The organism is Brenneria nigrifluens DSM 30175 = ATCC 13028 (assembly GCF_005484965.1).
GTDB lineage: Bacteria > Pseudomonadota > Gammaproteobacteria > Enterobacterales > Enterobacteriaceae > Brenneria > Brenneria nigrifluens.
In genome coordinates this window covers 572,392-588,954 of the sequence record NZ_CP034036.1, presented here as the reverse complement: position 1 = coordinate 588,954, position 16,563 = coordinate 572,392, and the positions used below count along the sequence as shown (strand labels likewise).

Below are 16,563 nucleotides of genomic sequence, written 5' to 3'. Positions count from 1 at the left end.
GCGTACCCTCGACTGCCATTCATATCAATCCCTAATAAAATCAATAAATTAAATATAAACCCCACGAACGCGGCGGCATCACTGCGCCCGTGGGCTTTTGTTATGCGTCAGGTAATAATGGAATTATTTTCCAGCAGCTCATCCAGCGTGGCTTGTACCCCCTGCAACGTGACTAGCGGCGTAGTGCCGAACTCCGTACCCTGGCCGTCACGGTCGATGGAGATCACCGTATTGCCGTCAATGATTTCCACAGAAAGCCAGTCGCGGGCATCGCTGGTTCCGCTGTCCCAGCCTTGCAGTAACTGGCTGACATCAATGCGATCGCCATCCGCCAGCGAGAAGTCCGTCCAGATATCGCTGCCGTTGCCTCCCGTGGCGTCCGCCGCATTCAGCAGGCTGAAAATTAACGAGTCGCCGCTGCCGCCGAGTACGAAGGTGTCGCCGTAGGCCGAACTGGTGGCGGTGTCGCTATGGCTGCTGCCGTTCAGCTGCAGCGCCAGGTCGATGGTCAGCGCCGAACCGGCGGTTTCCCCATCCGCGGCGGTCAGGGTGTAATTGAACGTCTCTTTCTCGGTGATGTCGGTGAGCGCTACATCGCTGTTCAGCGTATAGCTGTACTCGCCGTCGATATTGAGCGTCAGTACGCCATATTTGCCCTGTACCGTCACCGTCGAGTCGCTGGTAACGTAAGGATCCAACGTAGTGACATTGCCATTGACATCGGCAATGGAGAGCGTGGTTTCCACAGAAACAAGTTGATCGGCGGCATTTGCTTCCGAACCGCTGCCATCGAAGATATTCCCCGTCACGGCGGCGGTTTCGGTCTGGAAATCATCCAGCAGCACGCTGGTGCCCGTGACCGATGCGCTTACCGTGATACTCCCCAGGGATAGCGCGCCGATGGAGCCGGTAAAGTTCAGAGTGTAGTCGCCGGCCGCCAGTTCCAGGCCCCCCAGCGAGACGGTCGCGCTGCTGCCGAGCAGCGTGTCGCTGGATACCGTGCCGGACGCCAGTTGTGTTCCGTCGCTGCTCAGCAAGGTCCAGCCAATACTCAGACTGCTGAGGCTCAGTAACGAATTCACATTAAAGGTAATACTGGCGTCCTTCACCGCAGTCTGCTCCGCCACCGTAACCGTACCGCTAGTGCTCGCTGAGCTTGAACTAGTAAGCCTTGAACTCCAGGTGACGGAACCCGCGTCGCTGTCGCTGTAGCTTGTCTCCTCCTGCACTGCCGTCGCCGCCAGCGTAACGCTGTCCTCCACCGCTGTCAGCGGGCGGGACACCAGATTGATATTCAGGGTGCCGCTGTCGGACTCGCCATCCGGCGCCGTCACCGTATACACGAAGCTGTCCGGGGCGGTAATGCTGTCCGCGCCCACGCCGGCGTTCAACGTGTAGGTATAGTTGCCCTGCGCGTCGATGGTCAACACGCCGTACGCGCCGGTAACGCTGGTGATGCCCTCCGCGGCGATCGCCACCCCGTTCACCACGCCGATCACCGAATCCGCAGGCGCGGTGTCATCCTCCATCACATTGCCGGACGTGCTGGCGCTGACCGTTTCCACGGTATAGACATGGTCTTCCAGAATGTTCAGGGTGTAGCCCGTCAGCGCGGAAATACCGTAAGCGGTATCCAGCAGGAACAGATATTGTCCGCCTTGCAGAGTTAGCGTCAGCTCACTAGAAGAAGCGCCAAGAGCCACAACGGTCAGCCAGTCTTCCACCACACGGTATTGATCATATTGCTGGGTGGCGGCATTAAATTTGTAGACATAGAGATCAAAGCCGGACAATACGGAAACGCCGCCCACCGACGACTGAAGCGTCATGGTACGGGTTGTGCCCTCCTCCACATCAAAAATGATCGGGTTGGTGAGATCGTCCAGAATGCCCACACTCAGTACGCTGCCCAGGCCAAGATTCAGCACGGTAAATCCGCTTTGCGACGACGTGCCGTTATCGATCGCGTCCACTGTGGTATCGAAGGTAATGAAAGCCGAGTCATCCACAGCAATCACATTACCGGGCGCATTGATTTCCGTCCCCAGCGACACCAATAGCTCGGCTGTGGACGTTGCGCCATTGCCGGTTACCGTGTAAGTGAAGCTATCAACACGGCCCAGCACCGCTGTGGAAGTATCCGTGAGCGTATAGGTATAGCTGCCGTCCGGATTGATAGTCAGCGTGCCATATTCTCCCTGGATAGTCGTACCATCCAACGTTACGGCAACCACATCCCCCGCGCCGTTCGCAATCTGCGTCACCACTGTCCCGGCCGGCGTGATATCAGCACCGTGGGCAGGGTCGTCATCGGTAATGAGGTTACCGCTATAGCTGGTTTCCCCGCTTACTACACCCGCGGCGGTTTGGGTAACCGTCGCCGCCACGCTGATGTAAGAGCCAACCGCCAGCAAAGTGGTGTTATAAGCCAGCACGCGGTAAGTGCCTTCGCTCATGTCCTCAAGGTTCAGGGTGACGCCGTTACTACCGATCGTCAGCAGGCTGGCCCACTGTGAGTTCGCGGTATCGATCACCGTGTTCCAGGAGTCGGTGTCAGCGCTATATTGCTGCACCATCACCCCCATGCTATTGAGCAGCGACAACACGCCGCCAGTGGCATTGGCTTCCAGCGCCACATCCGCCGTCGCGCCGTTATCGATCGTGAAGCTGACCTGTGCGCTATCATTCCCCAGCAATGAAGCGATATTGCCCAGCGCCCCTACGACCAACAAGCCCCAGTCACTGTACGATTCGGTTGTAACCGCCGCATCGGTGGTCAAAGCCAGTAATACCTCATTATCGTTCGCCGCCAGTTCCAATACCGGCGCGGTGACGCTTGTCGCTGGCGAGATATTCCCCGCCGCATCGGTGGCCGTAACCGACACCGACTCCCCGTTGGCTTGCACGCTCGGGAAATCGTAGCTGTAGTTACCCTGCGCATTCGCCTGTACGGTAGCGACCGAGCCATCCGCCAGGGTGATGGTAACGGTACTGCCGCCTTCCGCCACCCCGCTGATACTGCCGCCATCGGCGCTGATGGCGGCGCTCGGCGCGTCCGGCGCGGTGGTGTCCGGTGCGGTGACCGTGGCTGGATTGCTGCCGTTACCCACGGCATCGCTGGCGACAGCGGTAATGATTTCGCCGTTGGTCAGCGCCGGCGTCAGCGGTACGGTAAAGTTGCCGTCTTCTCCCACCGTCACGCTGCCCAGTTCATTGCCGGCCGCGTCGCTGATGGTCACCGTGCTGCCCGCTTCGGCGTGGCCACTCACCGACGAACCGTCTTCCGCCACCAGCAGATCCGCGGGCGCAGCGGGCGCGGTAGTGTCCGGCGCCGTCGCGGTGGTTGGTACAGACACATTCCCCGCCGCATCCGTGGCGGTCACCGTCACGGTTTCGCCGTTGGTCAAGGCGGTCGGCAGAACAACGCCGTATACGCCAGACGCATCCGCCGTAGTGGTCAGGGTGGTGGTATCCGGCAGTGTTACGGTTACCGTGCTGTTCGGCTCCGCCGTGCCGCTCACCGTCAGACCGTCTTCGCTGACGGCGGCAACCGGCGCGTCCGGCGCGGTGGTATCCGGTACGGAAAGATCCGGCGCCGTCACCGTGGCGGGGACAGAGGTATTGCCGGCCCCGTCAGTGGCGGTGATCGTCAATTGTTCTCCGGCGGTTAAGGCTTCCGGCAGCGTGAGACCCCAGGCGCCATCGTCCGCCGCCGTCACGATCCGGGTACTGTTGTCCGGTAAGGTCACCGTCACCGTGCTGCCCGCCTCCGCCGTGCCGTTTACCGCCGTGCCGTCATCATTGATATAGGCAACCGGCGCTTCCGGCGCGGTGGTATCCGGGGCAATGACCGTTGCCGCAGCCGAAGTGTTACCCGCGGCGTCGCTGGCGACCGCGCTAATCGCCTCGCCATTGGTCAATGCCGGCGTCAGCGGTACGGTAAAGCTGCCGTCCTCTCCCACCGTCACGCTGCCCAGCTCATTGCCGGTCGCGTCGCTGATGGTCACCGTGCTGCCCGCTTCAGCGCTGCCGCTCACCGACGAACCGTCTTCCGCCACCAGCAGATCCGCGGGGGCCGCGGGCGCGGTAGCGTCCGGCGCCGTCGCAGTGGCCGGTACAGACACATTCCCCGCCGCATCCGTGGCGGTCACCGTCACGGTTTCGCCGTTGGTCAAGGCGGTCGGCAGAACAACGCCGTATACGCCAGACGCATCCGCCGTAGTGGTCAGGGTGGTGGTATCCGGCAGTGTTACGGTTACCGTGCTGTTCGGCTCCGCCGTGCCGCTCACCGTCAGACCGTCTTCGCTGACGGCGGCAACCGGCACATTCGGCGCGGTAGCGTCCGGGGCAATGACCGTTGCCGCAGCCGAAGTGTTACCCGCGGCGTCGCTGGCGACCGCGCTAATCGCCTCCCCATTGGTCAGCGCCGGCGTCAGCGGTACGGTAAAGCTGCCGTCCTCTCCCACCGTCACGCTGCCCAGCTCATTGCCGGCCGCATCGCTGATGGTCACCGTACTGCCCGCTTCAGCGCTGCCGCTCACCGACGAACCGTCTTCCGCCACCAACAGATCGGCGGGGGATAAAGGGGCGGTCAGATCCGGCGCCGTCGCGGTGGCCGGTACAGACACATTCCCCGCCGCATCCGTGGCGGTCACCGTCACGGTTTCGCCGTTGGTCAAGGCGGTCGGCAGAACAACGCCGTATACGCCAGACGCATCCGCTGTAGTGGTCAGGGTGGTGGTATCCGGCAGTGTTACGGTTACCGTGCTGTTCGGCTCCGCCGTGCCGTTTACCACCGTGCCGTCATCATTGATATAGGCAACCGGCGCGTCCGGCGCGGTGGTATCCGGGGCAATGACCGTTGCCGCAGCCGAAGTGTTACCCGCGGCGTCGCTGGCGACCGCGGTAATGATTTCGCCGTTGGTCAGCGCCGGGGTCAGCGTTACGGTAAAGCTGCCGTCCTCTCCCACCGTCACGCTGCCCAGCTCATTGTCGGCCGCGTCGCTGATGGTCACCGTGCTGCCCGCTTCAGCGCTGCCGCTCACCGACGAACCGTCTTCCGCCACCAACAGATCGGCGGGGGATAAAGGGGCGGTCAGATCCGGGGCAGTAACCGTTGCCGCAGCCGAAGTGTTACCCGCGGCGTCGCTGGCGACCGCGGTAATGATTTCGCCGTTGGTCAGCGCCGGGGTCAGCGGTACGATAAAGCTGCCGTCCTCTCCCACCGTGACGCTGCCCAGCTCATTGCCGGCCGCGTCGCTGATGGTCACCGTGCTGCCCGCTTCAGCGCTGCCGCTCACCGACGAACCGTCTTCCGCCACCAGCAGATCCGCGGGGGATAAAGGGGCGGTCAGATCCGGCGCTGTTGCCGTGGCCGGTACAGACACATTCCCCGCCGCATCCGTGGCGGTCACCGTCACGGTTTCGCCGTTGGTCAAGGCGGTCGGCAGAACAACGCCGTATACACCAGACGCATCCGCCGTAGTGGTCAGGGTGGTGGTATCCGGCAGTGTTACGGTTACCGTGCTGTTCGGCTCCGCCGTGCCGTTTACCACCGTGCCGTCATCATTGATATAGGCAACCGGCGCGTCCGGCGCGGTGGTATCCGGTACGGAAAGATCCGGCGCCGTCACCGTGGCGGGGACAGAGGTATTGCCGGCCCCGTCCGTGGCGGTGATCGTCAATTGTTCTCCGGCGGTTAAGGCTTCCGGCAGCGTGAGACCCCAGGCGCCATCGTCCGCCGCCGTCACGATCCGGGTACTGTTGTCCGGTAAGGTCACCGTCACCGTGCTGCCCGCCTCCGCCGTGCCGTTTACCGCCGTGCCGTCTTCGGTGATATAAGCAACCGGCGCATCCGGCGCGGTGGTGTCCGGCGCCGTCGCGGTGGTTGGTACTGACACATTCCCCGAAGCATCCGTGGCGGTCACCGTCACGGTTTCGCCGTTGGTCAAGGCGGTCGGCAGAACAACGCCGTATACGCCAAACGCATCCGCCGTGGTGGTCAGGGTGGTGGTATCCGGCAGTGTTACGGTTACCGTGCTGTTCGGCTCCGCCGTGCCGCTTACCGTCAGACCGTCTTCGCTGACGGCGGCAACCGGCGCGTCCGGCGCGGTGGTATCCGGTACGGAAAGATCCGGCGCCGTCACCGTGGCGGGGACAGAGGTATTGCCGGCCCCGTCCGTGGCGGTGATCGCCAATTGTTCTCCGGCGGTTAAGGCTTCCGGCAGCGTGAGACCCCAGGCGCCATCGTCCGCCGCCGTCACGATCCGGGTACTGTTGTCCGGTAAGGTCACCGTCACCGTGCTGCCCGCCTCCGCCGTGCCGTTTACCACCGTGCCGTCTTCGGTGATATAAGCAACCGGCGCTTCCGGCGCGGTGGTGTCCGGCGCCGTCGCAGTGGCCGGTACAGACACATTCCCCGAAGCATCCGTGGCGGTCACCGTCACGGTTTCGCCGTTGGTCAAGGCGGTCGGCAGAACAACGCCGTATACACCAGACGCATCCGCCGTAGTGGTCAGGGTGGTGGTATCCGGCAGTGTTACGGTTACCGTGCTGTTCGGCTCCGCCGTGCCGCTCACCGTCAGACCGTCTTCGCTGACGGCGGCAACCGGCGCGTCCGGCGCGGTAGTATCCGGGGCAATGACCGTTGCCGCAGCCGAAGTGTTACCCGCGGCGTCGCTGGCGACAGCACTAATCGCCTCGCCATTGGTCAGCGCCGGGGTTAGCGGTACGGTAAAGCTGCCGTCCTCTCCCACCGTCACGCTGCCCAGTTCATTGCCGGCCGCGTCGCTGATGGTCACCGTACTGCCCGGCTCCGCACTGCCGCTCACCGACGCACCGTCTTCCGCCACCAGCAAAGCGCCGGGGGCCGCGGGCGCGGTGGTGTCCGGCGCCGTCGCAGTGGCCGCACCCGATGTGTTACCCGCGGCGTCGCTGGCGACCGCGCTAATCGCCTCGCCATTGGTCAGCGCCGGGGTCAGCGGTACGGTAAAGCTGCCGTCCTCTCCCACCGTCACGCTGCCCAGCGCATTGCCGGCCGCGTCGCTGATGGTCACCGTACTGCCCGGCTCCGCACTGCCGCTCACCGACGCACCGTCTTCCGCCACCAGCAAAGCGCCGGGGGCCGCGGGCGCGGTGGTGTCCGGCGCCGTCGCAGTGGCCGGTACAGACACATTCCCCGAAGCATCCGTGGCGGTCACCGTCACGGTTTCGCCGTTGGTCAAGGCGGTCGGCAGAACAACGCCGTATACACCAGACGCATCCGCCGTAGTGGTCAGGGTGGTGGTATCCGGCAGTGTTACGGTTACCGTGCTGTTCGGCTCCGCCGTGCCGCTCACCGTCAGACCGTCTTCGCTGACGGCGGCAACCGGCGCGTCCGGCGCGGTAGTATCCGGGGCAATGACCGTTGCCGCAGCCGAAGTGTTACCCGCGGCGTCGCTGGCGACAGCACTAATCGCCTCGCCATTGGTCAGCGCCGGGGTTAGCGGTACGGTAAAGCTGCCGTCCTCTCCCACCGTCACGCTGCCCAGTTCATTGCCGGCCGCGTCGCTGATGGTCACCGTACTGCCCGGCTCCGCACTGCCGCTCACCGACGCACCGTCTTCCGCCACCAGCAAAGCGCCGGGGGCCGCGGGCGCGGTGGTGTCCGGCGCCGTCGCAGTGGCCGCACCCGATGTGTTACCCGCGGCGTCGCTGGCGACCGCGCTAATCGCCTCGCCATTGGTCAGCGCCGGGGTCAGCGGTACGGTAAAGCTGCCGTCCTCTCCCACCGTCACGCTGCCCAGCGCATTGCCGGCCGCGTCGCTGATGGTCACCGTACTGCCCGGCTCCGCACTGCCGCTCACCGACGCACCGTCTTCCGCCACCAGCAAAGCGCCGGGGGCCGCGGGCGCGGTGGTGTCCGGCGCCGTCGCAGTGGCCGGTACAGACACATTCCCCGAAGCATCCGTGGCGGTCACCGTCACGGTTTCGCCGTTGGTCAAGGCGGTCGGCAGAACAACGCCGTATACACCAGACGCATCCGCCGTAGTGGTCAGGGTGGTGGTATCCGGCAGTGTTACGGTTACCGTGCTGTTCGGCTCCGCCGTGCCGCTCACCGTCAGACCGTCTTCGCTGACGGCGGCAACCGGCGCGTCCGGCGCGGTAGTATCCGGGGCAATGACCGTTGCCGCAGCCGAAGTGTTACCCGCGGCGTCGCTGGCGACAGCACTAATCGCCTCGCCATTGGTCAGCGCCGGGGTTAGCGGTACGGTAAAGCTGCCGTCCTCTCCCACCGTCACGCTGCCCAGTTCATTGCCGGCCGCGTCGCTGATGGTCACCGTACTGCCCGGCTCCGCACTGCCGCTCACCGACGCACCGTCTTCCGCCACCAGCAAAGCGCCGGGGGCCGCGGGCGCGGTGGTGTCCGGCGCCGTCGCAGTGGCCGCACCCGATGTGTTACCCGCGGCGTCGCTGGCGACCGCGCTAATCGCCTCGCCATTGGTCAGCGCCGGGGTCAGCGGTACGGTAAAGCTGCCGTCCTCTCCCACCGTCACGCTGCCCAGCGCATTGCCGGCCGCGTCGCTGATGGTCACCGTACTGCCCGGCTCCGCACTGCCGCTCACCGACGCACCGTCTTCCGCCACCAGCAAAGCGCCGGGGGCCGCGGGCGCGGTGGTGTCCGGCGCCGTCGCAGTGGCCGGTACAGACACATTCCCCGAAGCATCCGTGGCGGTCACCGTCACGGTTTCGCCGTTGGTCAAGGCGGTCGGCAAAACAACGCCGTATACGCCAAACGCATCCGCCGTGGTGGTCAGGGTGGTGGTATCCGGCAGTGTTACGGTTACCGTGCTGTTCGGCTCCGCCGTGCCGCTCACCGTCAGACCGTCTTCGCTGACGGCGGCAACCGGCGCGTCCGGCGCGGCGGTATCCGGTACGGAAAGATCCGGCGCCGTCACCGTTGCCGCAGCCGAAGTGTTACCCGCGGCGTCGCTGGCGACCGCGGTAATCGCCTCCCCATTGGTCAGCGCCGGCGTCAGCGGTACGGTAAAGCCGCCGTCCTCTCCCACCGTGACGCTGCCCAGTTCATTGCCGGCCGCGTCACTGATGGTCACCGTGCTGCCCGCTTCAGCGCTGCCGCTCACCGACGAACCGTCTTCCGCCACCAGCAGATCGGCGGGCGCAGACGGCGCGGTAGCGTCCGGCGCCGTCGCAGTGGCCGGTACAGACACATTCCCCGCCGCATCCGTGGCGGTCACCGTCACGGTTTCGCCGTTGGTCAAGGCGGTCGGCAGAACAACGCCGTATACGCCAGACGCATCCGCCGTAGTGGTCAGGGTGGTGGTATCCGGCAGTGTTACGGTTACCGTGCTGTTCGGCTCCGCCGTGCCGCTTACCGTCAGACCGTCTTCGCTGACGGCGGCAACCGGCGCGTCCGGCGCGGTGGTATCCGGTACGGAAAGATCCGGCGCCGTCACCGTGGCGGGGACAGAGGTATTGCCTGCCCCGTCAGTGGCGGTGATCGTCAATTGTTCTCCGGCGGTTAAGGCTTCCGGCATCGTGAGACCCCAGGTGCCATCGTCCGCCGCCGTCACGATCCGGGTACTGTTGTCCGGTAAGGTCACCGTCACCGTGCTGCCCGCCTCCGCCGTGCCGTTTACCGCCGTGCCGTCATCATTGATATAGGCAACCGGCGCGTCCGGCGCGGTGGTGTCCGGGGCAATGACCGTTGCCGCAGCCGAAGTGTTACCCGCGGCGTCGCTGGCGACCGCACTAATCGCCTCGCCATTGGTCAGCGCCGGGGTCAACGGTACGATAAAGCCGTCGTCCTCTCCCACCGTCACGCTGCCCAGCTCATTGCCGGCCGCGTCGCTGATGGTCACCGTACTGCCCGGCTCCGCACTGCCGCTCACCGATAAACCATCCTCCGCTACCGATAGATCGGCAGGAGTAGAGGGCGCGGTGGTGTCCGGCGCGGTAACGCTCACCGCGGCAGAGGCATTCCCTGCCGCATCGCTGGCGACCGCGCTAATCGCCTCGCCATTGGTCAGCGCCGGCGTCAGCGGTACGATAAAGCCGCCGTCTTCTCCCACCGTCACGCTGCCCAGCTCATTGCTGGCCGCATCGCTGATGGTCACCGTGCTGCCCGCTTCAGCGCTGCCGCTCACCGACGAACCGTCTTCCGCCACCAGCAGATCGGCGGGCGCAGACGGCGCGGTAGCGTCCGGCGCCGTCGCAGTGGCCGGTACAGACACATTCCCCGCCGCATCCGTGGCGGTCACCGTCACGGTTTCGCCGTTGGTCAAGGCGGTCGGCAGAACAACGCCGTATACGCCAGACGCATCCGCCGTAGTGGTCAGGGTGGTGGTATCCGGCAGTGTTACGGTTACCGTGCTGTTCGGCTCCGCCGTGCCGCTTACCGTCAGACCGTCTTCGCTGACGGCGGCAACCGGCGCGTCCGGCGCGGTGGTATCCGGTACGGAAAGATCCGGCGCCGTCACCGTGGCGGGGACAGAGGTATTGCCTGCCCCGTCAGTGGCGGTGATCGTCAATTGTTCTCCGGCGGTTAAGGCTTCCGGCATCGTGAGACCCCAGGTGCCATCGTCCGCCGCCGTCACGATCCGGGTACTGTTGTCCGGTAAGGTCACCGTCACCGTGCTGCCCGCCTCCGCCGTGCCGTTTACCGCCGTGCCGTCATCATTGATATAGGCAACCGGCGCGTCCGGCGCGGTGGTATCCGGGGCAATGATCGTTGCCGCAGCCGAAGTGTTACCCGCGGAGTCGCTGGCGACCACGCTAATCGCCTCCCCATTGGTCAGCGCCGGCGTCAGCGGTACGGTAAAGCCGCCGTCCTCTCCCACCGTCACGCTGCCCAGCTCATTGCCGGCCGCATCGCTGATGGTCACCGTACTGCCCGCTTCAGCGCTGCCGCTCACCGACGAACCGTCTTCCGCCACCAGCAGATCGGCGGGGGATAAAGGGGCGGTCAGATCCGGCGCCGTCGCAGTGGCCGGTACAGACACATTCCCCGAAGCATCCGTGGCGGTCACCGTCACGGTTTCGCCGTTGGTCAAGGCGGTCGGCAGAACAACGCCGTATACGCCAGACGCATCCGCCGTAGTGGTCAGGGTGGTGGTATCCGACAGTGTTACGGTTACCGTGCTGTTCGGCTCCGCCGTGCCGTTTACCACCGTGCCGTCATCATTGATATAGGCAACCGGCGCTTCCGGCGCGGTAGCGTCCGGGGCAATGACCGTTGCCGCAGCCGAAGTGTTACCCGCGGCGTCGCTGGCGACCGCGCTAATCGCCTCGCCATTGGTCAGCGCCGGCGTCAGCGGTACGGTAAAGCTGCCGTCCTCTCCCACCGTCACGCTGCCCAGCGCATTGCCGGCCGCGTCGCTGATGGTCACCGTACTGCCCGGCTCCGCACTGCCGCTCACCGACGCACCGTCTTCCGCCACCAGCAAAGCGCCGGGGGCCGCGGGCGCGGTGGTGTCCGGCGCCGTCGCAGTGGCCGGTACAGACACATTCCCCGAAGCATCCGTGGCGGTCACCGTCACGGTTTCGCCGTTGGTCAAGGCGGTCGGCAGAACAACGCCGTATACGCCAAACGCATCCGCCGTGGTGGTCAGGGTGGTGGTATCCGGCAGTGTTACGGTTACCGTGCTGTTCGGCTCCGCCGTGCCGCTCACCGTCAGACCGTCTTCGCTGACGGCGGCAACCGGCGCGTCCGGCGCGGTGGTATCCGGTACGGAAAGATCCGGCGCCGTCACCGTTGCCGCAGTCGAGACGTTACCCGCGGCGTCGCTGGCGACCGCGCTAATCGCCTCGCCATTGGTCAGCGCCGGCGTCAGCGGTACGGTAAAGCTGCCGTCCTCTCCCACCGTCACGCTGCCCAGTTCATTGCCGGCCGCGTCGCTGATGGTCACCGTACTGCCCGCTTCAGCGCTGCCGCTCACCGACGCACCGTCTTCCGCCACCAGCAGATCGGCGGGCGCAGACGGCGCGGTAGCGTCCGGCGCGGTAACGCTCACCGCAGCAGAGGCATTCCCCGCCGCGTCGCTGGCGACAGCGCTAATCGTCTCGCCATTGGTCAGCGCCGGGGTTAGCGGTACGGTAAAGCTGCCGTCATCACCCACCGTGACGCTGCCCAGTTCATTACCGGCCGCGTCGCTAATGGTCACCGTGCTGCCCGGCTCAGCGCTGCCGCTCACCGACGAACCGTCTTCCGCCACCAGCAGATCGGCGGGGGCCGCAGGCGCCGTGGTGTCGGGTGCGGTGACAATCACAGCGGTGGAGGTATTCCCTGCCGGATCAGTCACCACCACGGACACTGTTTCGCCGTTCGTCAGCAAGTCCTCGGGGGTGACTCTCCAGGAACCGTCCGTATCGACTATGGATTCGATGGTTAAACCATCCGGCAGAGTCACAGTCACGATACTGCCTGGCTCCGCTTCACCACTAATGGCGGTGCCATCTTCGCTGATGTTTACCGTCGGCGCTTCGGGTGTGCGGGTATTGCGCTCGTTATCATCATCATCGTGGCGATCGGACGCTATAGCAATAACACCAGCCACACCTGCGCTCCCGGCCAGAATGTATGGCAGGACAGTACCGCCAGCAGATTCCGCACCTTCAATGCCGGCCATGATCTCATCAATACCGGAAATGGATTCAAATTGAGGTTGAGTTGCAGGATCTTTTATCCACCAGAGCGCGCCATTCTCGTCTTCCAACACCAATTCGCTGGCGCCCTGTTCTCCGGCGATATAAAAGTTTTGCAGTATTACTTTTTCACCGGAGTGGAATATCACCACCAAATCATTGCCAGAGCGAGCCATTGAGGCGATTTCTTGCCGATTGGCCTGCAATGTCACAATGGAAGGAGAAGATAAATTCAATTCTCCGGAAGAGGTATTAACCATAGAGCTAATGCCGTTTTCTTTCGCAGTAATAGAGAAACCTTTCATTTAACTTCCACTCCCAAATGAGTATTGGCTAAAAATTAGTTATGAAAAAAGATAACTAAGTACATCACTGATATATTCCAGACAAAAGAGCGCCATAGTGAATTAATTACACCGACCATTAATTCATCATAAAAATACCCCAAAAAAAATAGCACCCTAATTAAAGCGCCTGTTTTTTATAAATAAAAGCATTGAGCAAGAAACAATAAGTACCCCCAGAGAATTTTCTCTATGAAATATTCAAGCAATACTGATGTTTATTATATTTTAATTTTTCGATAATTCATGGGCGTTATCATCTGTAAAAAATTTATTCCATCTATTTTATTTAGCACAAGCAAGACGAGATGCAAGGTGATACAAAAAAATTTTGCTTAAGGCAAATTCAAAAAAACCTCTCCATTACTGAAAAATTTTTTGATATCAACAATGAACGGGTGATTGCGCGGTAAGAATAGCCGTTACCGGCCATCTCCCGAAAAGAACTGGACATGCGCTGTAACGTTTTTAGCTTATGCTGTGCCGTGGATTTGCCAATCGTTTATCATTGGCATAGTTAGCAGACTTATATTTTATATACATAATACTAAGCAGTGAAAAAATTACCTAACAATTCATTCATATGTAAGATCATTTTAGATATTAAAACACCAACTTTCAGAGACTCAAACGACATTAGTTTTCACGTCCCCCAACCTTCATCAAAAAAACAAGACTAAAAACATTTTTATTAATCGTGGAAAACATGGAAACTTTATAATGAAAATAATAATATTTTTATATTTAAAAACTCATTTCCATCAGCAATATCCACTAATTACCGGAGATAGATAAACTTTCGCGTTTAGAAAGTGCGCTCCAGCTTCAGGCTGATATCGTTGCGATCGTAGGAGTAGAGCCAGTCCACGTTGCTTTTCACTTTATTATGACGCAGGGTCAGGACCGGAACGAAGCCGGCCGCCTGCCAGCGCGGCGCTTTGAGGATCAAGGTATAATTCTGTTCGTCATCTTCCCTGCGGGCCGCCAGCAGGGGGTTGTATGCGTCGTAGTCCCGTACCCGGTAGGCGCCGAACAGCGTGGCGGAAAAACCGGAATAGGTCACGGCAGCGCCAAGGCGTAGCCCCGTCTGCCGGTAGCCGTTGGCCTCCAGCCGCGCATCGCTGTCCACCCAATCGACGCCGCCGAACAGCGTCCAGCCGGCGCCCACTTCATGATAATAGGTGGCGTACAGTTGGCGCGTTGCGCCGTCGAAATTATTGGCGTACGCCCGCCGCCGATAGCTCATATCCTTATACTCCCCTTCCAGCTTTAGCAGCGCGTTGCGCCACGGTATGTAGCTCCAGTCGGCATGCGCTCCCCAGGCGCCGTAAAGCGCTTCCCTGCCCCATTGGTAATATTCGAAGGAGGGGGCCAACTGTAACTGATGCCGCCCGCCGCGATAGCTGTAGCCGCCCTGCGCCGTGAACGTGGTTTCGTTGTAGTCGCCGTGATGACGGTATTGCGCGCCATACAGGGACGATCGGAGATAGAGGCCGTGGCGGCCGCGTAGCGGTATGCGCCGCTGCGCGCTGGCGTCGAAGGCCAGGCCGCCGGCGGAGATGGCGTCCGGCAGCTTGCGTTCCACCAGACAGAGACCGTTTGCCAACAGCCAGAGACAGGTCTGGCTCGCCGAGGTGCGGTTGACATTATCGGACCAGGTCGGGCCGAAGGAAAAGGAACCGTGCCAATCGCTGCGCTGTCGTAGCGCATTGCGGTAGGCCGCAATCGTCTTGCGCACCCCGGCTGTCTTGGGATCCGCAGCATTGATGGACGCCAGAATATCCACGAACGCCAGTTCTGCCTCGCGCTCCTGACCGTCCTCGAACAGTACGCGCGCCAGTTCGAGCCGGGCGGGCAGAAAGGCGGGCCGCAGCGCCAGCAGCGCGCGGAATTCCGCCTCCGCCTGCGCCAGCAGTCCGGCCGCGCGGGCCAACATTCCCCTGGCATAGTGCACCAGCAGGGGATCGTGGTCCGGCAAGGTTAGGTATTCATCCAGAAAACGCCGCGCCGCGCCCCACTGTCGGTGCTGCAATGACAGATAGAGAGCCTGCCCCAACGCGGCGGCGGTACGTTCGACGGTATAGGTGCGGCCGTCAAGGGTAAGGGTCGGCCGGCTTGCGGCGGGTTGTTCCCGCTCGTCGCGCAGCAGTTCGCGCTCGCGCTCAAACGCCCGGCTCTCGATGCTCTGCTCCAGCAGGCGGCGCGTATCGTCGCGTTCCTGCGCCACAACGACGCCCGTCAGCGGCAGGCAGAGAAAAAAGATGAAAACGCGGATAAAGGCAGTCACGGCAAATCGACCCGGCGTCGCCCACGGGGAAAAACACTTTCTGCGCCATTGTTCTGATTGGATTACGGCGAACAAATCCGGCTGATACGACATAGATAGATATCCCGGAAAATGCCACTACGCACGTCCCGGCAACCATTGCGCCAGCGATTCAGGGACGAACGCGAAAAAGAGCAGAGGCAAGCCGGAGCAAGCCCCTGCTCCCGGTACATGCGCAAGCGGAATTCATCGTCGGCTATACCTCACTGCGGCTACGACCGAGATGCTGACTTATTGCGCCAGAGTAATGGTTATCGCTCACGGATTTTTGCTGCCCCCAAAGGCGGTGTCCTGATTGCGATCGGCGAAAGTGACGATCCCCGCTACCGCCGCCGCGCCGGTGCCGAAGAAGTTACCGGCCAGATCGCCATTGGTGCCGCCGCTGCTGGCGACGTTCACGCCGTTGGCGGCAAGCTGTACGTCGGAACCGGTATTGGTGATAGCCCCGCCGGAGAAGGAAATATCGCCGGTGGAACTGGCCGTCAGGCCGTCAAAGTTGGCGGTAAGCGTGCTGGTGGGCAGCGTCGCGCCGGTGTAGTTGTTGATCGACTGCACCGTGTAGGTTACCGGCGCGCCGGTAGGCAGCGTGGTGGCTACGTCGCCACTCTCACCCACGTACCAGACGTTATGGGTGCCGGCGACCTTATCGCCGATGGCGCCATCACCTGCTGCCGCTTCGGCATCCCATTCGCCGAACCAGACATCCTGACTGCCCACCTGAGCAAAGGACCAGACGCCTATACCGCTGTGATCATAAGGTCCGGACCCTGGAGCCCCATCTTCAACAAGTTGTCTGCCGCTTACCTTATAGACATCGTTACTATCTTGATAGTCAGGACTGGAAAAATGGCTGAAAGATGCGGTCAAGTTACCGATTTGCCCCGTCACACCTGCACCAGCGGCACCAATGTTACCAAATGTCGCCGTTCCAACATGAAAGGGACTGTCCTCATCGCTTTGACCACCGACGACAGCCGCCTGAGCCACGCTGGCGATGCTAGCAATTGCGAATGCCAGAGCCGTTTTTCTCAATGTAATGTTCATATTCACGTTCCTCTCGAATGATTAACGTACGGATACTGCGTGTTGCTCTCCGGGGGACGCCTTTGAAGATGGCGTCTCCCGGATGCCCGGTAAAGCATCGCTGCGCTACTTTCCACCCAACCTAACCACTCATAAAAGATAAGCGATGCTTATATTGGTTAATATATATACACTTCGATAAAAATACGAATAGTTATTATTGTTATT

At 62.0% G+C, this 16,563-nt stretch carries 3 protein-coding genes and 1 pseudogene; all 4 read right to left on the bottom strand.

The features are described 5' to 3' along the window. Window positions 1-107: 107 nt before the first annotated feature. The gene (locus EH206_RS02690; protein WP_137739227.1) at window positions 108-12,947 is read right to left on the bottom strand and encodes a BapA/Bap/LapF family large adhesin; all 12,840 of its coding nucleotides are present in this window, start codon (window positions 12,945-12,947) and stop codon (window positions 108-110) included. 844 nt (window positions 12,948-13,791) lie between these two features. Continuing rightward, window positions 13,792-15,273 (bottom strand): surface lipoprotein assembly modifier, encoded by a 1,482-nt coding sequence (locus EH206_RS02685; RefSeq protein ID WP_198008314.1) that lies wholly within the window; start codon window positions 15,271-15,273, stop codon window positions 13,792-13,794. A gap of 297 nt (window positions 15,274-15,570) precedes the next feature. After that, the gene (locus EH206_RS23280) at window positions 15,571-16,029 is read right to left on the bottom strand and encodes a Slam-dependent surface lipoprotein (RefSeq protein WP_246050218.1); all 459 of its coding nucleotides are present in this window, start codon (window positions 16,027-16,029) and stop codon (window positions 15,571-15,573) included. A 3-nt stretch (window positions 16,030-16,032) separates the two neighbouring features. Then, window positions 16,033-16,356: pseudogene (locus EH206_RS23590) on the bottom strand (Slam-dependent surface lipoprotein); the annotation flags it as partial. Window positions 16,357-16,563 lie beyond the last annotated feature (207 nt).

Bases quoted from the DNA above. Each gene is read 5' to 3' on its own strand.
- EH206_RS02690 (WP_137739227.1), bottom strand. From the start codon at position 12,947: ATGAAAGGTTTCTCTATTACTGCGAAAGAAAACGGCATTAGCTCTATG.